We start from the raw sequence: 21160 nt of genomic DNA on the forward strand, positions 1-21160 counted from the left end.
CGATGCGCACCCGCATAGCGGGTGGTTTATTTGTTTCGCACCTTCGGAGCGAAACAGACTTAAAGTCACATAAAATAAAAACAAAAAGCAACAGTCTCGAGCACTGTTGCTTTCAATAATGTCTTAAGCTGAAAGAACTTTACGTCCTTTACGACGACGAGCTGCAAGAACACGACGTCCGTTTTTAGTTGACATACGGTGACGGAATCCGTGTTTACGTTGACGACGGATTTTACTTGGTTGATAAGTACGTTTCACGTTGAATACCTCCTGATAGATTTTCGTATTCGTTTAGCCGGCTATTTTTGATCAGTTACTAAACATACCATACTATTTTATAGCAATAGCTTAATCTTGTCAAGAATTACTTAGATATTAATTTCATTATATCTTCGATGCCCGAAGGCTAGTGATAACTGTAAACTACAATGCCGTTCCTATATCATCGCTTGCTCATAACCTTCTTGCTAGTTTAGCTATTTTCTTGAGTACCTCTTTTCGCTTATAATCACTCATATACTCAACGGGTGAAACCTGGGTAACTTTGACCGATTTAATACCACAAGGTTTTAGGACTTGAAATTTTAGGACTTTGCAATAATCTTGAACTAAAGGTAGAACAATCTTTGGTGTATTGTGGGTTGTAATAATCCAAGCTTTCCCAGTCAATTTACCATCCAATCCACGGGGTGTATTTTCATAGGCAAAGCCAGCAACAAAAACGCGTTCAATAAATCCTTTCAAGATAGCTGGCATTCCACTCCACCAAGTTGGAAAAATAAAAATCAACTGATCTGCCCAAGTTATTAAATCTCGATAGTCTTTCATAGCTACATCGTGCGCTAAGTCTCTTCTCCTATGTGTTGTATCAAAACGTAAAATAGGATCGAACTTTTCTTTATACAAATCTAGAATCTTTAACTCATGTTTAGACGATAAATTTTCTTTAACAGTCTCTAGTATAGAGGCATTGTAGCTCTTGTCGTTTGGATGGGCGTAGATAATTAAGGTTTTCATTGTTTAGCTCCTTTAACATAGATGTCTAACATAGTACTAACAGTCTCTTCAATAGTATTACTATTGAAATTATCACCAATGGGACTCCTTACCAAAACAGCTAATCCAGTAATAAAACTCCATATATGAACTAATATTTCTGCCTCACTACCAGAAATATTCATGTTACTTTTCAGCTTCAGAACCACACTCTTAAAGTGCTCAAACCCTGGTAAATGGGCATTAACAGAGATACTGTCCCGAGTGAGCTCCATATAATTGAAAGGAAACTTAATAAACAAGGCCTCAAAACTATTTGTTTCTTTTTGAGCAAATCCCACAAAATTACAGCCCATTAATACTAATTGACCTCTTACATCAAGCGAAGAGTCTACCCCTTGTGTCAGACACTTCAAAAAGATCTCAGATAAACGCTCTAAAACTACCTGAAGATAGACATCCTTATTTTCAAAGTGCTTATAGGGCGCTCCATGGGTGACCCCACATCTTTGAGCCACCGTTCGGATAGATAGTTGATCAACACCTCTTGTTCTTATTTCCTCGACTCCTGTTTCGATTAACTTTTCCTTCAATTCAGCAGTATTACGTTTCATTTTGACTCCTATTTCCATCTAAGTAGACAGCGACTACCTTTTAAATAAAGTATACACCGTCTACTTTTTATTGTCAAAAAAACCAGCCTTCAAATAAGACTAGCTTCTGTAAGCAATAAACGCTATTTTAACTATACTTTTGTCACAACAACGTAACGATTAGGATCGTCTCCTTCTGAGTGACTTTCAACACCTTCAATTTGAGAAAGTGCCTTATGGATAATTTTTCGTTCGCTATTCGTCATTGGATCCATAACGTACTCTCGACCTGTTTCTTTTACTTTAGCCGCCGTTTTTTCTGCTAGATCAATCAAAGTCTCTGTGCGTTGCTCCAAATAATCACGAACATTAAGAACAACACTAAAACGTTTAGAATGACGATCGTGCAAATAATTTTGCGCTAAAAGTTGTAAAGACTTGAGAACCTTGCCATGATAACCAATAACACGACCAGGTTGGTCTGTTTCAATCTGAATGATAATATTGCGACGATTGTGACTAACCTCTAGGCTAGCATCGACATCCATTTCATAGATAATTTTTTCGAGGTAAGATAAAACATCATCTGCAGCCGCTTGAATATCTTCTAAATTATTTTCAGAAGACTCATCTGAACTAAACTCAGATGCCACAAATGAACTGAAATCTCCTTCAGAAGTTTCCGGAGTCTGAACTTGAGCCACCGGTTCTAGTGGGGGCTCAAGCGAATTTGCCATAAATTCTGTAGCATCCTCTTCCGATGACTCACGTTTAACAGATAGAGGAATAATTGTTGCCTTTGGTTGCTCCTGTTTCTTATCTGGCAACTCTTCACCAAGGGTCTCTGTAGACACTGGTTGCTTTAAGTCTTCTTGTGCAATTTCCTTATTATCTGAAACCGTAACGAGTTTTGTCACTTTATTAAAAGCAATCGTTTCACCTTTTGGACTTGCGACAGAATCGTCTAATTGTTTTACAGCATCAGGAGCCACTTTAACGGTGTTTTGATCTGCTTCATGAGCTATCTTTTCATTTATTGGTTCAACACTAACTCGAGCTGGCTTCTTTCCGAACCCTAGAAAACCTTTTTTCTCACGAGAAATAACCTTAATATGAGCCTTCATACGGGGTAAATTAAGATCTTTCAAACCTTTTTCGATAGCTTGTTCGACTGTTCGTCCAGAATAGACAACCATAATAAGCCTCCTTATTTACGTTTATTCGCCTTTTTCTTGGCACGACGAATCTTAGCTTTACGTTCTTTTTCTTCCGCTTCCAAACGATTACGTTCTTCAATGATTTTAAATGGATTATTAAAAACCAAAATCTGAACAACTTGGAAGGCGTTTGAAACTGCCCAGTAAAGTGCTACCCCTGAAGAAATCTGAGTTCCAAACCAGAAAATAAAGATTGGAAGCATGATATTCATAACAAGAAGCATTGCACTACGATCTTTAGCTGCCTTATTTGTCAACCAAGTTGAAAGGAAGGTGAAAGCAGCCGCCAAAATCGGAAGAATAAAGTAAGGATCTTTCTGACCTAGGTCAACCCAGAGGAATGTTCCTTCTCGCAACTCTGGCACTCGCGTGAGCGCTCCATAAAGAGCCATCAAAATAGGAAATTGGATCAAGAGAGGAACGAAGCTTGCGTAAGGATTTACACCATGCTCTTTATAAAGATCTTGTTGTGCATAAGCAAGAGCTTCACGATTCTCGCGTCCAGGATACTCACTCTGCAAGCGACGTAACTCTGGTTGCAACTCTTGTAGTTCACGGCTTGACTTAATTTGGCGATTATAAAGAGGAATCATTACCGCACGAATTAAAATCGTGAAAATAATAATACCTAATCCAATAGAACCACCAAATGAGAGCCCTTGAATAGCCTTCCCAAACATTAAAATAAGACGTTCCCAAAGGCCTGTAGAGTGACTTGTAACATCACTTCGTCCACACGCGGACAAAAGCAAGAGAGCTCCTGCACCTAAAACAGATATATTAAGTTTTTTCTTCACTAAAAACTCCTTTTTAATACGATAAAGAACTGCTTCGCTTCCATTCATTAAGAGTATCTCAAAAATCAGGAGTGATTTTAGTTTATCCTACAATGTAAAGAAGCAAAATAATTTTTTAGTCCTTATATAACTTTGCTATTTTTAAGACATGAACGAGATTGCTATAAATGTCTTGATAACTTAAGTCTTCGACACCTTTACGAGCAATAACGACAAAATCTTGATGTTCTAACTGAGATGACATGTCCATCAGTGCATGTCGTAGACGACGTTTTACCCGATTCCGAGTAACCGCATTACCAAGACGCTTACTGACTGACAAACCTACTCTAAAATGAGGTAGATCACGATCCAGACAGTAGACAACAAATTTTCGATTAGCAACACTGTGTCCTGCATCAAATAATGCTTTAAAGTCTTTCTCTTTCTTAACGCGATAAGATTTTTTCAAAATGCGACTCCAAACTCAAAATTAGTACTATTATATCATAAATAGCAAAAAAGCCCAAAACCTTATGGTTAGGGCCTTAGAGACTTATTTTTTTAGAGCTTTTTGAGCTTCTTTGATTTGCCATTTAACCTGATCAAAACCAGTTCCACCAAGGGAATGACGACGTTCAACAGCTGTATGAGATTTAAGTGTCTCATAGATGTCCTCTTCAATTAAATCTGAAACTTCTTGATAACGTTCGAGAGGAACATCCTGAAGGTAATAACCAGCTTTGGTACACTCAAGGACAAGTTTTCCAACAATCTCATGTGCTTCACGGAATGGTAGGCCTTTAGATGCAAGATAATCAGCCAACTCTGTAGCATTTGAAAAATCTTTCTCTGTTGACTCTGCCATATGTTTGTCGTTAACAGTCATTGTATTGAGCATGCCTGCGAGAATATCAATAGCGACAGTAATCGTTTCTACCGTATCAAACATACCCTCTTTATCTTCCTGGAGATCTTTATTGTAGGCCAAAGGTAATGACTTCATCACGGTCAATAATCCAATCAAATTGCCATAGACACGACCTGATTTCCCACGAATTAGTTCTGCCATATCTGGGTTTTTCTTTTGAGGCATAATGGAAGAGCCTGTTGAAAAAGTATCAGATAGAGTTACAAACTTAAACTCGTTAGAACACCAGTTAATGATTTCTTCACAAATACGTGTCATATGCATCATGAGAATACTTGAGTTTGACAAGAATTCGAGAATAAAGTCACGATCGGAAACAGCATCCAAGGAATTGCTATATGGTTTTGCAAAGCCCATTAAGTCAGATGTCATATTACGATCAATCGGGAAAGTTGTTCCTGCTAGTGCAGCAGCTCCGAGTGGAGAGATATCCGTATGCTTGATATTAAATTCAAAACGTTCGGCATCACGTGTAAACATGTTGTAATAAGCCATCAAGTGGTGACCAAAAGAAATCGGTTGTGCATGCTGCAAGTGGGTGTAGCCTGGCATAATTGTGTAGGTATGTTTGTCTGCTAGATTGACCAAAGTACCACGTAAATTATCAAGCTTCTCAATAACTTCCACTAGTTTGGCTTTTAGATACAAGTGCATATCCGTTGCCACTTGGTCATTACGTGAACGTGCTGTATGAAGTTTTCCTGCTACTGGTCCAATTTTAGCCGTTAAAAGACTCTCCATATTCATATGGATATCTTCATTGGAAACATCAAATTCTAGTTTACCAGCCTTATATTCCTCAAGCAGTTCTTCCAAGCCCTGTTTAATTTGCAATGCTTCCTCTTTGGTAATAATCCCTGTCTCACCAAGCATCGTAACATGGGCAATAGATCCTTTCAAATCAAACTCTGCCATCTTTTGGTCAAAGGAGATTGAAGCACCAAATTCTTCTACCCATTTTTCAAGACTAGCTTCGAACCGACCGCCCCATAGTTTATGATTTTCTGCCATAGTTTTATTTTGAAGATTTCCCTACACTGAGATAATCTTCCATCCTTTCTTAATACTTATAACAAGCAACGACCTCTTTGGTCACAATAACTTAAATGAAAAAAGCTAGATAGTATTTGTCTAGCTTAATTTGTCTCTCTGGACACTTGTTTTCCTAAAACCAGATCTCTGTCGTAGTTTATTTAGGCTCGTGACGCCTCTCAGAACGCCTTAACGATAATAATATAAGTTATAAGAAAAGAGTATCAGATGTGGCTCTCTGTCCACTTTTATCTGATAAGAAGCGTTTTTCTTCTAATAGCCTACTTTTCTTATGTAATCTGTCATTAATTGTCAAATGGATGGTTAACTTGTGAATTAACCTGAGTTGGAAGACCCCAAAGCTTGATAAATCCAATTGCAGCATCCTGATCAAAGCTGTCTGCTGATGTGTAAGTAGCCAAGTTTTCATCATACAATGAATTAGCTGATTGACGTGCTACTACTTGAGCATGCCCTTTGTAAAGCTTAACTTTAGCGATACCATTAACAACTTTTTGTGTTTCCTTAATATAAGCAATGATAGCTTGTGTTGCTGGGCTAAACCACAAAGCATTGTAGATAAGGTTTGACAATTCATTTTCAAGAATTGGTTTAAAGTGAGAAACCTCACGTACCAAAGTTAAGTCCTCAATTTCTTTATGAGCTGTCAAAAGGGCGATAGCTCCTGGACATTCATAAATTTCACGAGATTTGATACCTACAAGACGGTTCTCAACGTGGTCGATACGTCCGACGCCATGCTTACCAGCAATAACATTCATTTCTTGGATAAGGTCAGCCAATTTCATTTCTTTACCGTTAAGAGCAACTGGTTTCCCTTCTTTAAAGGTTACATCGACATATTCAGCTTCATCTGGCGCAGACTCTGGTGAATTGGTAATCCCAAAAGCTTCTTCTGGAGCTTGATTCCAAGGATTTTCAAGAACACCACACTCGTTAGCACGTCCCCAAAGGTTTTGATCGACTGAGTAAGGATTATCAAGGTCTGCTGGAACTGGAACACCATTAGCCTTAGCATACTCAATTTCTTCCTCACGAGACCATTTCCATTCACGTACTGGCGCTACTACTTTAAGACTTGGATCTAGGGCAGCAATGGCAACTTCGAAACGAACTTGGTCATTACCTTTACCAGTACAACCGTGAGCGATAGTCGTTGCTCCTGTTTTATGAGCAATCTCAACCAATTTTTTAGCAATAATTGGACGACTAAGCGCTGAAACCAAAGGATATTTTTGTTCATAGTAAGCGTGAGCTTGAAGTGCTGGAAGCACATAATCTTCAGCAAACTCATCTTTAACATCAAGCACGTATGACTCGACAGCTCCAACTGTCAAAGCTTTGTCATGGATAAACTCAAGATCTTTACCTTCACCGACATCCATACAAACAGCAATAACATCATAATCTTTTTTAAGCCATGTAATAGCGACTGAGGTATCAAGACCTCCCGAATAGGCAAGAATAACTTTCTCTTTTGACATAATATTTTCTCTTTTCTTATATTTTCTTGTGGTTGCTATCTCTATCAACCTTACGAGATTAATTATATTGCATATTTATTCACTTGTCAACGCTTTTTTGTTATTTTTTTATATTTATTTCATTTTTATTTGTTTTTATTTATTATTTCGATCTTAAAAGTGCTTAATTCTTAATTTTTATTCAATTTTATGCAAGAGGTGATGAAAAATAAAAAAACACTTTTGAAACTATACCAATAGATTCAAAAGCATCTTTAACTAGTTATCTTCTAAAATGCCAAAAGGCCTGTACAAAGTACAGACCTTTTGAACAACAGCATCATCGGTAGAGAACACAACAGCAATTTTAGATAGAATGAATGAGGGAAATTATTATGTTTAAGGGACTAACTTAAACCATACATTCTTCTTGCTCTCTAACCTTGATTACATTATAGCATGCAATCCCCAAATGTATATCTTGATTTCCTAAAATGTCGAATTTCACTCACAGAATGTATTTTTTATCCTAATCTGCACTAATGCCCTTAAAAACAAAAAAACGGCTTGATTTCTCAAGCCTATTAATTTCTATAAAAAAGATATGTAATTGGACGAGCGGCCAATAAAAAATGGGGATTAGGAAAAAGTTATATAAAAGTACATTATTTATTTTCATAAAGTGTATGTAGATTTCAATAAGATTGACGATGTCTCATTTCCGAATCACATATCTTGATTATATATTAACTTTTTTCAATTTAATTGTCTATACGATTTCATAGAATGTCGTTTTTTCATCCTGAACTGCATTTTTTTTAGTCATTTTTTTATAAATCTCTAAATTTTATCACTAAAGGACATCTATTTTGTGTTTTTACAGAATTTGTTCACTTATAAGATTATCAATCACCTATGAAATAAACACATGCTTTTTTAGACTAAAAAGAACATTAGTCATCGACTAATGTTCTTTTACCTCTGACCATTTTTTAAGCAGGGCCTTCATTTTCAAACGTGAAACTGGACAAGAATCGCCATTTTCAAAGTAAATCATCAACTGAGTCTTATCAATACGAGATATGTTATCCAAATTAACTAAAAAGGAGCGATGACAAGAAAAGAGTTTTTTATTTACCGAAGTAATATCTCCAAGATTGGCATAAAACTCCAGACGCTCTGTTTTGGTAATTAGCATCACCTTATGAGGTGTCACAGCAGTCGCAAAATAATAAATATCTCTCATAGGGACTTGGATCCGAGACTGAGCGGTTTCAAACACAAATATCTCATCATCATCCACATCTCCAACTTTTTGGTTCACAAAAGTCAATGTTTGTTTTAGTTGTTGTTTGAATTCTGCATTAGAAACTGTCTTATCAATGAAATCTAGTGCAGAAACCTTGTATTTAAAACTGATCGGTGCAAACTCTGAGTGAGTTGTTACAAAAATAATAACTGCATTAGCATCTTGTTGGCGAATTTCTGAGGCGACTTCTAGCCCCTTCTTTCGCTCACCATCAATATCGATATCTAAAAGGAAAACCTGATGGTTACCCTTCTCGTTGATACTGGACAATAGTTTGTGAGGTTTAGAAAAAACTTCAAGTTTTCGTACGGAAAACGTGCCCTCTGAAACCAATTCTCGGATGATGTCGCTAATGCGTGTTTGCTGCATTAAGTCATCTTCTAAAATGTATATATTCATATTAGGGCCTCATTTCTAGTATTTGCATCATTTTATGATTCTGACTACGGACAGAAAAGGACGTGTTCGGATAACGTTCCAAGATATCTTGAACAGCATTAACACCTATACCACCCTCAGGATGAGAAAGCCGGGTACTCATCATTGAAAGTGGCATTTGCTCGTCTGCAATTGTACTTTCAATAATAAAACTCTGGCAATCCTCTTCATCAAAATAGGCCAGACTAATAAAACCTTCACTGGCTTTACGAGCACCATCAATAGCATTATCCATGAGGTGACCCAAAACAACAGCTAAATCTAAATCAGTTAGATAGTTATGAATCACTGGATCTGGAATCTCTGCATGAATATTGAGGCGATGCATCTGAGCTTCATGATATTTTGATGAAAGTAGACTATGAATACTTGGATTTTGGATATTATCCAAATCTGTGACCTGAGTTGAAAAACTATGCTGATCTCGATTGACATAAAGATCAACCAAATCTTTTTTATAAGAACGAATATCCCCTGTTCTTTCGATATCTCTCAGATTATTAAGTAGGAAATTATAGTTAGAGCGAACATGCATCAAGTCTCTATACAAACCTTCTACCCTGGTATTCTCACGCTTCAAATCATCAAGATAGTTGGCTTGCTTCATCGCTAAATCCTGCTCTATTTTTTCCTTAGCAAACTGGTTTACAGCACCAAGTACAAAGAGGAGTAAATAGAGATATCCCATTACTAATGGCAACCTAAATCTACTCTCAAGATGTAACTCTGGGAAATAAGTATCAAATGTCGACACTAAAAAGATAACTAAATAATAAAGTAAAAGAAGCATGTTGACCAAACCCAGACGGTTCTTTTTTTCTTGTTGGGCAGCAACTTTCAAGATATCTGTAAAATCTAGACGTAAAATAAAATCTACTATTCTGACCGTCAACATGACGAAGGAAAGTGGTACCATAGACCACCAAATATTAGTATTTAAAGTGTCAACAGTTATACCAAGTATCGGTGGAAAGAAGAAGGTAGCCAAAAAACGTCTTGCCAAATCGACTAGTACCACCGGGTAAAAACCTAGAAAAAAGCGCTCTACAGAGGTGACACTTTTATTCAATTGGTAACTAAATGTCAATGTTACAATGGCTACTAAGGGAGGTACTATGCCTATATAGCGTCCAATGAGTTGTCCCCAAATGCATAGAGCAACATCAAATAACAAATAAAGTATACGATTTTTAAGATTAGTGTTTTGTCCACCAATACGTAAGTAGATATCCCAAATAATGATAAACATCAAAATTTGAAATAGGATGTTACCCAGCATAGTTGTCCCTCTCCTTTCTACGATTATAGTCCTACCGTGACAATTTGATAGGTTTTAAATAATTCTTTTTTATTTTTTAAACCGATACCGTTTGACCAGCAAAACTGGGCAAAATCACGACTAATAGCCAGACTATCATCGAGTTTCGGATCAGCTTCCTGATTGGTATTCTCAAGAATAAAGCTGAGATTACCATCCTCATTCTGTTGAATAAGGAACCCAATATCTGTCTCCGGCTCCTTGGCCCAAAGTTTTTCAGCTAAGTTCATGCAACGTTCTAAAACTCCAATAAGAACTGCAATATTTAAATTGTTAGGATAAGCATCAACATTGACATCCAACCTAACGGTGATACCTTTTTGTTCCAAAGGAATGATTTGGTTTACAATCCAACTTCTTAATACCGGATAAGGAATCTCAAACAGAGGAGCCAACTTATCATTTAAGTCCAAATTATCAAGTTTAAGATGATTCAAATGCTCATGATAAACGGATAAAACTTCTGATAATTGATTTTTAGCCAATGGGGTCTCAAGAGCTACCAAAAGACTCTCAAAATCTTTTTCAATAGGTTTTACTTTTGTAAAAAGATCCTCAATATGTTTATTATAGACTTCCAAGTTATAGACATAAGTCTCCACAGCTTCCTTACTACGTTCTCTCACAAATTTATGAGAATAGCGGTTCAAGGTTGTTACCATTAGGAGATAAACTGCCATTGCAATAAAAATTGGCCCTCCCACATCACTACCTGTTGATACCAAAAGAGTACTACAAGTAATGTAGAGTGCAAAGGTCAGATCAACGGCTATCAACAGACGCTCACGACCACGTGAATAAATCAATTCCTTGACCTTATCAACATCTGAACTGGAAAGGTAATTGATATAGAGAAAGAATGGGTAAATCAGTACAAACGATAACAATTTGAGGAAGAAGTTTTCTTGAATCTCACTCAAAGTCATATTTGTAAACAGATTATTGAATACATAAAATGGAGTAAAAGTCGCAAATAAATCTGTAAAAATAACCGAGAAAGCTCCAAAAAAGAGGCTTGCCCAGATCGTCAAACGATGTTCCCGACGTTCCTTTAAGGCCAAAACTAAAAAGATAACAACTTGATAATAGAAGCCATCACCCTTACCAAGTGATACCACTATACCTAAGAGACTTAGACAAAATACTTTCCAGTAAGCTAATGTGCTCCTTGTTAGTTTTTTATAAATAAACCAGGTAATATGAAAACTAATAATCTGAATAATACTATTTTCAAGGGATACCATGGTCCAAAGCTGTAAGTTCATGATAATATTTCCTGTTTATACTCAAGAGACATTTTCGTCATCTTCTTCAATGAGTTCTTGACCTGCCTTTTTCAAAATATCTTGATAGGTTTGTTCAATAAGGTCAAAATCCCCACTATCAATACTTGTCTGCATACTAATGAGTATGTTTTCATAATCATGTTTAAACGAACGTACACTCTTATAGGCAGTTTCGATTTTTTCATTATAAGCTTCCAGACTCCTCAAGTGCTCCTCTTGTTCTCTGAGAATTTTGCTATCACGTACGTCTTTACCGTAGGAAACAAAACGAACAAGAATATACATGTGTATAAGGAAACCAACCCAAATATAAATTTGAGGGTAACCTGGGAGATAGGTCTGACTAAGAAGCAAGGAGAATATCTCCTGCTTAAAGAGGATAAGAAGATAACTGATAATTAAAATATAATCAACTTGCAAGAGCATGCTCTTATATTTATCCTGCAAGTCCTGATATGGTTCCTGAAAAAAGCTATCTAAACCGAACATTTTTTGCAAGCCTAGAAAGAAGGGAAGAACAACACTATCTACAGCCAGGATTCCTAAATGGTTTGGAACCAACTCGACCGGCTTATTAAAGAAAACTCGGAAAAGATAAAAACTAAAGAAACTTGTAATCAGAGTCCAAAAGACAGGGGAAAAGAAAGCATAAAAATACTTTTCTTCTCGTAGAGCCTGAGGTTTTTCAATAAAAATAAAGACTAGGAGATAGATTGCATCTGGAATGTCAATTTGCCATAGCACCTTGGCTAACCACTTAACAGCAGTTACTACGATTACATAAGGAATGTAACGGTAAGTAAAAACATCTAGATAAGCCATTCTAGCTAAAATCACAAGATGTGAAACGACAACAACCAAAGCAATAAGACCATCAATCGCAAGTTGCATATGCTTTTCCCCTTTCTATTTTCCCTTATCCTCCACAAATATTATCTTTGATTTATCAATTATCCTGAAAAGAGAGGACCTGGGTAAAATGATGGTCACAACTACGAGTCTCAAGATTTACTTTTGGATAGCGATTAAGTATATCTGCGACCTTAGACAAACCAAGTCCTCGGCCTTCACCTTTGCTAGAAACCCCTTCATCAAAAATCCTTGACACAGGAATACGTTCTTCTCTGGTTGTATTATCAATAACCAAGATAAGATAACCTTGATTTTTAAAGAAGGATATGGTTAAAGTAGGATTTTCAGAATCCACTGCCGACTCAATAGCATTGTTTAAGAAGACAGAAGAAATCACAACCAAATCTAAGGCCTCTATCTGAGTTGACGATATAACATCTGGTAACTCCAAATTGACCTTAATTCCTAAGTTCTCTGCCTCAAGCACTTTAGCAGAAAAGAGACTCTTGAGAGACGTGATTTCTAAGTTGATCAAACGTGACAATTCATAATTTGACAAAGTTAAGCTATTTCCAGATTTCTCTAAAAGCTCTGCATACTCTTGTTTCAAAGCAGGTAAGTCTCGACGTTGGATACTAACCTCCATTGTCTTAAGTCCTTCAAGATAATCCTTCTTCACCTGAGAAATATCATTATAGAGATTTTCTAAACGGTGGCTATATTCCTCTAAACTTTCCTCATGTCTAGCCATTTCTTCGGCCAACTGGTTTTTCACTCTTCTCTTAGAATAGATATTAAGCTGAGCAAAGAGCAAAATAAAGAGAATGGAGTAAACAATCGTAATACTGCCTGCTAAATAAATAAAGAGGCCTGTGTAAGGAAAGATGTTACTGGCATAGAAAATAATTAAAGATAAAACAATATAAGCCAGAGTAACCCCAACCAATAAGCGTTGCCTAACTTGGTAAGTATGGTTATTTCCCATAACATTGAGAGCACCAAAGTCAATAAAGAATACTTTGACAATCAGATGAAAAATTGGATAAATCAAGAGATAAGACAGAGCAATAAGTACTGGGGTGTCCTTGACCTGTAAATAATTAATTTGAAAAATCCATGGGAAAAAGTAAAGTTGAAGCAGTTTCGAGGTGACTTCAACAAAAACCCACGGCAAAAAGGTGAAAAGAAAAGAATTCTTTTCACTACTTGATATTTTATTTAAGAAAAGATAGCAGAACAAAAGTGCTAAGAGCGACCCTGTAATGCCTCCGACAAATAGAGAGAGCAAGAGACTCCCTGCGATAAACCAGCATTTACTCTTCCAAGTTTTGAGCAAACCTGACATATCGTGACTAACAATTAAAATAGCCAATAGACGTAGAACCGTAAACAAAACGATCATCTCTAGACTCCCCCCTTCCTTTCAAAAATCAACCTACTTTATTGTAACATAAATATATAATTTAGCGTCATTCCTATTAGAAAAAGCTAAAAATATAAATTTATTTTTTCTTGGTTAAGAACAATCAATTATTAATATGAGCGTCAGACCATTTCCCATATCCCCTACTTTTCATAAACATAAAAAAGAGCTTAGAAAAACTAAGCTCTTTAACTGACTCATTACCTCTTTTTATGGGTACATGCCAATGACGTAGTAGAAATACCAACCAAATCTTCTCATAATGCTCACTCCTCCCTACTTTTTATTACCAATCTATTATAAAACTAATTTAAAGTTTTGAAAATGATGATATGATTACGAAATATCATCATTATATTACAAATACACTCTTAGTAATACCCCATTAATTGCTGATACATTGTTTATGTGCATTCGAAAACCCAACAATTGTTGGGTTTGTTTTTATAATGTTGCAAGAACTTTATCAATATGTTTGATTGATTTTTCACGACCAAGCAAGAAAATAGTGTCTGGCAATTCTGGACCGTGCATTTCTCCTGAAACAGCAATACGGATTGGCATGAAAAGGTTTTTCCCTTTGATTCCTGTTTCTTTTTGAACAGCCTTAATCTGAGGGAAAATGTTTTCAACAACAAACTCATCATCAGACATAGCTTCGAGTTTGGCTTTAAAAGCCTCAAGTACTGTTGGTACTGTTTCACCAGCCATAACTTCTTTTTCAGCATCTGTCAATTCTGGGAAATCTTCAAAGAAGAGATCTGTAAGAGGGACAATTTCTTCTGCAGCTGTCATTTGTGGTTTGTAGAGTTCCACTAATTTTTCAGCTTTATCTGTTAAACGACCAGCTTCTTCCAAGAAAGGTTTGCAAAGAGCAAAGACCTTATCGAAATCTGCATTCTTAATGTAGTCGTTACTCATCCAATCCAATTTCTTCTGATCAAAGGCCGCTGGTGACTTACTTAGACGGTTTTCATCAAAAAGTTTAATGAGTTCTTCACGAGAAAAGATTTCGTCTTCACCGCCAGGATTCCAACCAAGCAGAGCAATGAAGTTGAATACTGCTTCTGGAAGGTAACCTTTTTTACGGTAGTCTTCGATAAACTGAAGGGTGTTAGTATCACGTTTAGACAACTTCTTACCAGTTTCAGAATTGATGATAAGGGTCATGTGTCCAAACTCAGGTGCTTCCCAACCAAGAGCTTCATAAACCATGAGTTGTTTTGGTGTATTGGCAATATGGTCATCTCCACGGATAACGTGTGAGATTTGCATATCGTGGTCATCAACAACTACCGCAAAGTTGTAAGTTGGGTAACCATCTTTCTTCTGGATAACCCAATCGCCACCGATATTACCACCTTCAAATTCGATATCTCCCTTAACGATATCATGCCATTTATAAATTCCTGACTCATTAACCGCCAAACGAACTGTAGGAACAATACCTGCTGCTTCACGTTCTGCGATGTAGGCAGCTTTTTCTTCTTCAGTCATACCAAGAAACTCGTTAATATAACGAGGTGGTTCACCTGCTGCTTCTTGACGTTCGCGCTCAGCGGCCAACTCTTCTTCAGTTACATATGACTTATAGGCTTTACCTTCTGCCAAAAGTTGATCAATATACTTTTGGTAAAGTGGCAAACGCTCTGATTGACGATAATTTTCGTGTGTTTCAGGACTTTCATCCCAGTCAATCCCCAACCAACGCAAGTTATCAAGCTGTGAACGCTCACCATCTTCAACGTGACGTTTACGGTCAGTATCTTCAATACGGATAATGAAAGTACCGCCATGATGACGTGCATAGAGGTAGTTAAACAATGCTGTACGGGCATTACCAATGTGTAGTAGCCCTGTTGGACTTGGTGCGTAACGAACGCGAATATCTTTAGCCAAGATAAATCTCCTTTTTATGTTTCATTCTTCAGTCTTTGGATACCTATTAAGCCTAAATCCTTCCCTTTGGAACAACCTTAAGACGATAAGTACCCGTAGGTAACTCTAGCCTTCAAATTTTCCAAATAAAAATCTAGAAGCGAGTACCAATCTTTCTTATTATATCACAATCTAGGGGTGGTTCGAGAAATTTTGTTAAAAAAACGACTACCTAAAGGTAGACGTTTTCGATAGATTACTTAACGTGTTTAGCAAGATCTTTTTGAGCTTTGTCATTAGATTTCGCTCTTTCTTTAAGCCAATCTTTATAAGCTGAGTCGTATTGTTTCTTAGTTACAATATCATCTTGAGATTTAAGATACTTGAAGTAGTATGTAGAACCTTTATCACCAGCTTGAGCATATGCTCCTGAGAATGGCTTAATACGAGAAATGACAGCGGCTGCACCATTATAAGTAGTCGTTGGGATATAAAGTGCACTATCCGTCAACCATGCCTGAGCTTTTGCATATTTTTCATAACGAGCCGTCAAGTCTGTTGTTTCCTTAGAAGCATCATCAACCAATTGGTCATATTCTTTAAGACCTACTTTTTGAACCGCTTGACTATTTGGATCGTCATAACCCATGAAAGATTTAGTATTTTCACTATTTGTAGTCTTCAAGACATCAAGATAAGTTGATGGATCAAGGTAATCAGGCTCCCAAGCCACACCTACTGACAAGTCCCAATCCTCTGCAGCTGCATTTGAAGCAGAGTAGGTAATATTATAGAAATCATCAGTTGACAATTGGTGAAGATCAAGTACAACATTATCTTTTCCAAGAGCTGATTCAATAGATTGTTTAAGTGACTGCACTTGATTCACAAAGATTTTATTTGACTGATTGACAGGAACATCCAAATGGATTGGGAACTGAACCCCTTCTGCTTGAAGAGCTTCCTTAGCTTTAGCAAATTCAGCCTTAGCTTTTTCTGGATTATAAAGACCATCTTGACTATCTGCAAGATTCACACCAGACCACTCATCACCATAGCTTGGTAATTGATCCATTACCATAGTTCCGAAATCTTTACCATCTGCTTGAACAAAGTCTGGTTTAACATAGATATTACGAACGGCAGTACTACCACCCTCTTTACCGTTAAGTTGTGCAGCATAATTCGTACGGTCAATAGCAAAACCTAATGCTTGACGGAAATCTTTGTTAAGAAGAGCTGTCTTAGTTGATGTCTTTTGCTGGTCATTTTCTTTAGATGTATGACCATAAGTTTGACGATCGATATTAATACCGACACCTTCTACAGCTGCTCCAGGTTGTGTATAGAAAATATTGTCTTTGTACTGTTTTTCAACTTTAGAATAGTTTGAACTAGTTGGGTATAGACGAGCTAAGTTATAGACTCCATCTGTGAAGTTACGTTCCAAGGATTCTTGGTCTGTACCATCATCGTAAGTCAATTTAACTGTATCAAAGAAGACATTATCCTTATCCCAATAGTTTTCATTCTTGGTGAACTCAATAGATGATTTCGTTGTCAAAGATTTAAGAAGGTATGGACCGTTATAGAGAATAGAAGTCGGATCTGTTGACTTACCAAAGTCTTTACCTTTAGATTTCAAGAATTCTCCATTAACAGGCCAAGTAACAGAGTAGGTCAATTTTGAATTCCAATAAGGTTCTGGTTGACTAAGCGTATATTGCAAGGTGTAATCATCAACAGCCTTGATACCTACATTTGAAAAGTCCTTGTTGGCACCTGAAAGGTAATCATTCAAGCCCTTAACTGAGTTTTGTAGCAAATAAATCGCTTCAGAATTTGTATCCGCAGCATGTTTAAGTCCTGTCACAAAGTCCTTAGCCGTCACATCAGCATACTCTTCACCATCTGAAGTATACCATTTGACACCCTTACGAATCTTGTAAGTATATGTCAAACCATCTTGAGAAACAGACCAGTTTTCGGCTACAGAAGGTTTTAGATTCCCATATTGGTCATTTTCAAACAAACCATCAACACCATTACTCACAGCTGTCGTCATATTTTTCTTGTTTGTAGCAAGATAGTCTAGGGTTGCAGGATCGCCACCGTAGACATAATTATAAGTCTTACCAGACGTCTTACTTGATGACGAGCAAGCCGTTAAAACACCTACAGATAACAGGCCTACGGCTGCCAGTAAAAATACCTTACTCTTTTTCATTCATTGCCTCCTTAAATTCGCAACGTAAAAAGTTCAAAAATCAATAATTATGTGTATACGCTTAAATTATACCATAAATTCGAAAAAGCAACACTACTTTCTGAATATTTTTTATTTTCTACTCAAATTTCGTGTTTAGACCAAGAAAAAAACCTATCCGAAGATAGGCCCTTTACTACTCTTACAATGAGTTAGGATCAACTTTGATACCAGCACCTTGTGTAGTAGTGATTGAAAGGTTTGTGATGTAAGCACCTTTCGCTGTAGCTGGTTTAGCTTTTTGAATTGCATCGTTAAATGCTTTGAAGTTTTCAACCAATTTTTCAGTTTCGAATGAAACTTTACCGATGATAGCTTGTACGTTACCTGCTTTATCAGCACGGTAAGTGATTTTACCACCTTTAGACTCTTCAACTGCTTTAGCAACGTCCATAGTTACAGTACCAGTTTTAGGGTTTGGCATCAAGTTACGTGGTCCAAGGACACGTCCAAGACGACCAACGATTGCCATCATGTCTGGTGTTGCAACAACAACGTCAAAGTCAAGCCATCCACCGTTGATTTTAGCAACGAGTTCGTCTTCACCAACGAAGTCAGCACCTGCTGCTTTAGCTTCTTCAGCTTTAGCACCACGAGCAAATACAAGAACGCGTTGAGTTTTACCAGTACCGTTTGGCAATACCATTGCTCCACGGATTTGTTGGTCAGCTTTCTTAACGTCGATGTTAAGGTTGTATGATACTTCAACAGTAGCATCGAATTTTGCGAAGTTAGTTTCTTGTGCAAGAGCTACAGCTTCTTCTACGCTGTAAGCTTTTGTGCTGTCGATCTTTTCAAGAGCAGCACGCATTTGTTTGCTTTTTTTAGCCATGTTAATTATTTCTCCTTGTGTAATGTGGTCATAACGACTTTCATCTTCCACGTCACTCAGCGAAGTGAGACGACGTCTGTGGTTTTCTTGTTAACTGAATTAGTCAGTAACAGTGAATCCCATTGAACGTGCAGTACCTTCGATCATACGCATAGCTGATTCGATGTTTGCAGCGTTCAAGTCAGGCATTTTAGTTTCAGCAATTTCTTGTACTTGTGCACGAGTTACTGAAGCAACTTTAACTGAGTTTGGAGTACCTGAACCTTTTTCAACACCTGCAGCTTTTTTCAAAAGAACAGCAGCTGGTGGTGTTTTAGTGATGAAATCAAATGATTTATCTTCATACACAGAGATAACAACTGGGATGATCATACCAGCTTGGTCAGCTGTACGAGCGTTAAACTCTTTAGTGAATCCCATGATGTTGATTCCGGCTTGACCAAGAGCTGGTCCAACTGGTGGAGCTGGAGTCGCTTTACCAGCAGGAATCTGAAGTTTTACGATGTTTTCGACTTTTTTAGCCATTTTGTAATTTCCTCCTATTGTGGTTTTGGCGGTAAGTAAGTTTTGTTACCTCCCACAAGTATGTTTTTACATACCTTATCTATTATACAGAAATTCTTTTTAGATGCAAGAATTTCTTATTAAGTTTAGGAAAAAATTTACATAAAGGGCTTTTCGAGGTAAAATAGACTTATGATTCTATATAAATTCTTTGCTATAGCATTTTTGATTCTAACACCTATCTTTGCTTTTATTATCCACCGCTTCTTCAGTTTAAAATACCTCGGGCTTAATTTTGCTGACCTTACCTTCCCTCTTTATTTTATTGAGCTAGTTGCTGTGTCAGCCCGTTTCTTTACCCATAGCTTTTTGCCTTACATCACCATTTTATTATCCTTGGCGGCTATAATTATCACGATTCAAATGCTGAGAAAAACACAATCCTTTAAATTTAAACGTTTTCTTAAGTTGTTCTGGCGTATCAGCTTTTTTATCACCAGTCTTTTCTATTTGGGGACCGTGATTCTCATTTTTATTGTTTCTTAAGAACTAGATTAACTCAGCAGATTTATTGTGTGCTGAGTTTTTTATGTCAAACCATGAAAAAAGCAGGCAACCTTGCCTGCTTAACTTTTCGGTATTAGGGTTGAACTTGAGTCATTCGACCAGTATCTACATCATAAACCGCACCGGAGATGATAACATCCTCAGGGATAAGCGGTGACTGACGAAGAATGGCCATATCTTCACGAACACTCTCTTCTACATCTGTGAATGGAAGAAAATCTTGATCAGAAACATCAACACCAAGTTCTTTATTGAGATAGGCGGTAAACTCATCGTTCTTAAAGGTCTGAGCACCACAATCTGTATGGTGAAGAACTACGATTTCTCGTGTCCCCATCTGTTGTTGAGAAATGACCAAAGAACGAATCATATCTTCCGTCACACGACCACCCGCATTACGCAAAATATGAGCGTCACCTAGGGCCAACCCCAAGGCCTGAGCAACGTGAAGGCGTGAATCCATACAAGTCACAATAGCCACCTTAGTCTTTGGTTTCAAGGGAAGATGGGCTGTCCCGTGGAGGTCAACATAGGCTTTGTTGGCATTGAGAAAGTTTTCAAAATAAGACATAATAACTCACTTTCTAATGAAGAAAATAATTTGACTATCAAATTATTTACACACTATCTTATCATCTTTTTATTAACTTGTCAGCTATTGAGTCCGCAACATAAAAAAGGAGAATAAATGCTAACAAGCATCCATCCTCCTTCAATTTATATTATGAACGTTTTGGCAAGTATCTATTAAGCAAGCCTGCAAAGGTTTGAAGATTGAGACTTTGAACATAAATTTCACCTGTTCCTCTAAAGGTATTAACAACACCCTCTCCTGTCCCAATAGACTGCCAGAAACCATTTTCCAGGTGAATATTATAATCAAGTGTCTGACTCCAGGCAACGACATGAGCATTATCAATAGTCACTTCTTGATTGTTTAGCTCAATTTTTTTAATAGAGCCGTAAGCATTTGCCAAGAGAGTTCCTTGGCCTTGGGTAGTCATTACAAAGAAACCACCCTGACCACCAAAAAGAGCCTTACCAACAGACTGGAGCTCCATTGTATAGTAAGCTGTGCCATCAAGTGCTAGAAAGGCACCGTCGTTGAGTCGGTACTGTTTTTCACCTAAATAAAGTGGAATCACTTGACCTGGAGAATCAGGGGCCAAGGCTATATAGCCATTATTGGACTGCGAGACAACCTGAGTAATAAAGCTACTTTCGCCCGAAACCATTGAACGCCCAACTGCTTTTACAAAGCGACCTAAACCTGATCCACTGGCATTTAATTTGGTACTCAGTGTCACATTCGGTGTGTGATATACCATACTGCCACGCTGGATAAAGACTGTTTCACCTTGATTAAGAGATAACTCTACTAAAGGGAACTGCATGTTGCTGTCTGTAAAAAATTGCATAATAAATACCTCCCTATTCTTAAGAAAAGTATAGCATCGA

General features: G+C 37.2%; 20 protein-coding genes. 1 reads left to right on the plus strand and 19 read right to left on the minus strand.

What is annotated here, in order from left to right; all coding sequences use genetic code 11:
• Nucleotides 1-123: 123 nt before the first annotated feature.
• The 17 genes from rpmH to rplK form a co-directional block, all read right to left on the minus strand.
• Nucleotides 124-258, minus strand: coding sequence for a 50S ribosomal protein L34 (gene rpmH, locus AX663_RS06290; RefSeq protein ID WP_002885866.1), 135 nt, complete (start codon nucleotides 256-258; stop codon nucleotides 124-126).
• A 195-nt stretch (nucleotides 259-453) separates the two neighbouring features.
• Nucleotides 454-1017: an NAD(P)H-dependent oxidoreductase gene (locus AX663_RS06295; protein ID WP_038676809.1), complete on the minus strand. Its 564-nt coding sequence runs from the start codon at nucleotides 1015-1017 to the stop codon at nucleotides 454-456.
• Entirely contained in the window at nucleotides 1014-1610 is a 597-nt protein-coding gene (locus AX663_RS06300; protein ID WP_060973048.1) for a TetR/AcrR family transcriptional regulator, read from the minus strand. The genes AX663_RS06295 and AX663_RS06300 overlap by 4 nt, the downstream gene beginning before the upstream one ends.
• 131 nt (nucleotides 1611-1741) lie before the next feature.
• Nucleotides 1742-2785 (minus strand): RNA-binding cell elongation regulator Jag/EloR, encoded by a 1044-nt coding sequence (jag, locus tag AX663_RS06305; RefSeq protein WP_060973049.1) that lies wholly within the window; start codon nucleotides 2783-2785, stop codon nucleotides 1742-1744.
• A gap of 11 nt (nucleotides 2786-2796) precedes the next feature.
• Entirely contained in the window at nucleotides 2797-3603 is an 807-nt protein-coding gene (locus AX663_RS06310; RefSeq protein WP_014635083.1) for a membrane protein insertase YidC, read from the minus strand.
• A 115-nt stretch (nucleotides 3604-3718) separates the two neighbouring features.
• A complete protein-coding gene (gene rnpA, locus AX663_RS06315; RefSeq protein ID WP_002891957.1) occupies nucleotides 3719-4054 on the minus strand; it encodes a ribonuclease P protein component in 336 nt (111 codons plus the stop codon).
• Nucleotides 4055-4138: 84 nt separating this feature from the next.
• Complete coding sequence (argH, locus tag AX663_RS06320; RefSeq protein WP_037601513.1) at nucleotides 4139-5524, minus strand: argininosuccinate lyase; 1386 nt, start codon at nucleotides 5522-5524, stop codon at nucleotides 4139-4141.
• 326 nt (nucleotides 5525-5850) lie between these two features.
• Nucleotides 5851-7050 (minus strand): argininosuccinate synthase, encoded by a 1200-nt coding sequence (locus AX663_RS06325; protein WP_002885646.1) that lies wholly within the window; start codon nucleotides 7048-7050, stop codon nucleotides 5851-5853.
• A 943-nt stretch (nucleotides 7051-7993) separates the two neighbouring features.
• Nucleotides 7994-8737, minus strand: coding sequence for a response regulator transcription factor (locus AX663_RS06330; RefSeq protein WP_002885796.1), 744 nt, complete (start codon nucleotides 8735-8737; stop codon nucleotides 7994-7996).
• Nucleotide 8738: 1 nt separating this feature from the next.
• A complete protein-coding gene (locus AX663_RS06335; RefSeq protein WP_022496038.1) occupies nucleotides 8739-10055 on the minus strand; it encodes a GHKL domain-containing protein in 1317 nt (438 codons plus the stop codon).
• Nucleotides 10056-10078: 23 nt separating this feature from the next.
• Nucleotides 10079-11359, minus strand: coding sequence for a hypothetical protein (locus AX663_RS06340; protein ID WP_048674188.1), 1281 nt, complete (start codon nucleotides 11357-11359; stop codon nucleotides 10079-10081).
• A gap of 21 nt (nucleotides 11360-11380) precedes the next feature.
• The gene (locus AX663_RS06345; RefSeq protein WP_022496040.1) at nucleotides 11381-12271 is read right to left on the minus strand and encodes a hypothetical protein; all 891 of its coding nucleotides are present in this window, start codon (nucleotides 12269-12271) and stop codon (nucleotides 11381-11383) included.
• Between the two features lie 55 nt (nucleotides 12272-12326).
• The gene (locus AX663_RS06350) at nucleotides 12327-13634 is read right to left on the minus strand and encodes a GHKL domain-containing protein (RefSeq protein ID WP_037600068.1); all 1308 of its coding nucleotides are present in this window, start codon (nucleotides 13632-13634) and stop codon (nucleotides 12327-12329) included.
• Between the two features lie 465 nt (nucleotides 13635-14099).
• A complete protein-coding gene (gene gltX / locus AX663_RS06355; RefSeq protein WP_060973050.1) occupies nucleotides 14100-15554 on the minus strand; it encodes a glutamate--tRNA ligase in 1455 nt (484 codons plus the stop codon).
• A 235-nt stretch (nucleotides 15555-15789) separates the two neighbouring features.
• On the minus strand, nucleotides 15790-17760 hold the full coding sequence (locus AX663_RS06360) for a peptide ABC transporter substrate-binding protein (RefSeq protein ID WP_060973051.1): 1971 nt from the start codon (nucleotides 17758-17760) through the stop codon (nucleotides 15790-15792).
• A gap of 181 nt (nucleotides 17761-17941) precedes the next feature.
• Nucleotides 17942-18631, minus strand: a complete 690-nt coding sequence (gene rplA / locus AX663_RS06365; RefSeq protein ID WP_037598508.1) for a 50S ribosomal protein L1 — start codon at nucleotides 18629-18631, stop codon at nucleotides 17942-17944.
• 99 nt (nucleotides 18632-18730) lie between these two features.
• A complete protein-coding gene (gene rplK / locus AX663_RS06370) occupies nucleotides 18731-19156 on the minus strand; it encodes a 50S ribosomal protein L11 (protein WP_002885648.1) in 426 nt (141 codons plus the stop codon).
• A 171-nt stretch (nucleotides 19157-19327) separates the two neighbouring features.
• Between rplK and AX663_RS06375 the strand changes: the two genes are divergently transcribed.
• Nucleotides 19328-19681: a DUF3397 domain-containing protein gene (locus tag AX663_RS06375; protein ID WP_060973052.1), complete on the plus strand. Its 354-nt coding sequence runs from the start codon at nucleotides 19328-19330 to the stop codon at nucleotides 19679-19681.
• A 94-nt stretch (nucleotides 19682-19775) separates the two neighbouring features.
• Here AX663_RS06375 and AX663_RS06380 read toward each other — a convergent pair whose 3' ends face one another.
• Both AX663_RS06380 and AX663_RS06385 read right to left on the minus strand, forming a co-directional pair.
• Nucleotides 19776-20273, minus strand: a complete 498-nt coding sequence (locus AX663_RS06380) for a beta-class carbonic anhydrase (protein WP_002886981.1) — start codon at nucleotides 20271-20273, stop codon at nucleotides 19776-19778.
• A 151-nt stretch (nucleotides 20274-20424) separates the two neighbouring features.
• On the minus strand, nucleotides 20425-21120 hold the full coding sequence (locus tag AX663_RS06385; protein WP_037598509.1) for a TIGR00266 family protein: 696 nt from the start codon (nucleotides 21118-21120) through the stop codon (nucleotides 20425-20427).
• Between the last annotated feature and the right edge of the window lie 40 nt (nucleotides 21121-21160).

The sequence above is a fragment of the Streptococcus sp. CCH8-H5 genome (assembly GCF_001556505.1).
Taxonomy (GTDB): Bacteria; Bacillota; Bacilli; order Lactobacillales; family Streptococcaceae; genus Streptococcus.

Bases quoted from the DNA above. Each gene is read 5' to 3' on its own strand.
- AX663_RS06295 (WP_038676809.1), bottom strand. From the start codon at position 1,017: ATGAAAACCTTAATTATCTACGCCCATCCAAACGACAAGAGCTACAAT.
- AX663_RS06300 (WP_060973048.1), bottom strand. From the start codon at position 1,610: ATGAAACGTAATACTGCTGAATTGAAGGAAAAGTTAATCGAAACAGGA.
- jag (WP_060973049.1), bottom strand. From the start codon at position 2,785: ATGGTTGTCTATTCTGGACGAACAGTCGAACAAGCTATCGAAAAAGGT.
- argH (WP_037601513.1), bottom strand. From the start codon at position 5,524: ATGGCAGAAAATCATAAACTATGGGGCGGTCGGTTCGAAGCTAGTCTT.
- AX663_RS06325 (WP_002885646.1), bottom strand. From the start codon at position 7,050: ATGTCAAAAGAGAAAGTTATTCTTGCCTATTCGGGAGGTCTTGATACC.
- AX663_RS06330 (WP_002885796.1), bottom strand. From the start codon at position 8,737: ATGAATATATACATTTTAGAAGATGACTTAATGCAGCAAACACGCATT.
- AX663_RS06335 (WP_022496038.1), bottom strand. From the start codon at position 10,055: ATGCTGGGTAACATCCTATTTCAAATTTTGATGTTTATCATTATTTGG.
- AX663_RS06340 (WP_048674188.1), bottom strand. From the start codon at position 11,359: ATGAACTTACAGCTTTGGACCATGGTATCCCTTGAAAATAGTATTATT.
- AX663_RS06345 (WP_022496040.1), bottom strand. From the start codon at position 12,271: ATGCAACTTGCGATTGATGGTCTTATTGCTTTGGTTGTTGTCGTTTCA.
- AX663_RS06350 (WP_037600068.1), bottom strand. From the start codon at position 13,634: ATGATCGTTTTGTTTACGGTTCTACGTCTATTGGCTATTTTAATTGTT.
- AX663_RS06360 (WP_060973051.1), bottom strand. From the start codon at position 17,760: ATGAAAAAGAGTAAGGTATTTTTACTGGCAGCCGTAGGCCTGTTATCT.
- rplA (WP_037598508.1), bottom strand. From the start codon at position 18,631: ATGGCTAAAAAAAGCAAACAAATGCGTGCTGCTCTTGAAAAGATCGAC.
- rplK (WP_002885648.1), bottom strand. From the start codon at position 19,156: ATGGCTAAAAAAGTCGAAAACATCGTAAAACTTCAGATTCCTGCTGGT.
- AX663_RS06375 (WP_060973052.1), top strand. From the start codon at position 19,328: ATGATTCTATATAAATTCTTTGCTATAGCATTTTTGATTCTAACACCT.
- AX663_RS06380 (WP_002886981.1), bottom strand. From the start codon at position 20,273: ATGTCTTATTTTGAAAACTTTCTCAATGCCAACAAAGCCTATGTTGAC.
- AX663_RS06385 (WP_037598509.1), bottom strand. From the start codon at position 21,120: ATGCAATTTTTTACAGACAGCAACATGCAGTTCCCTTTAGTAGAGTTA.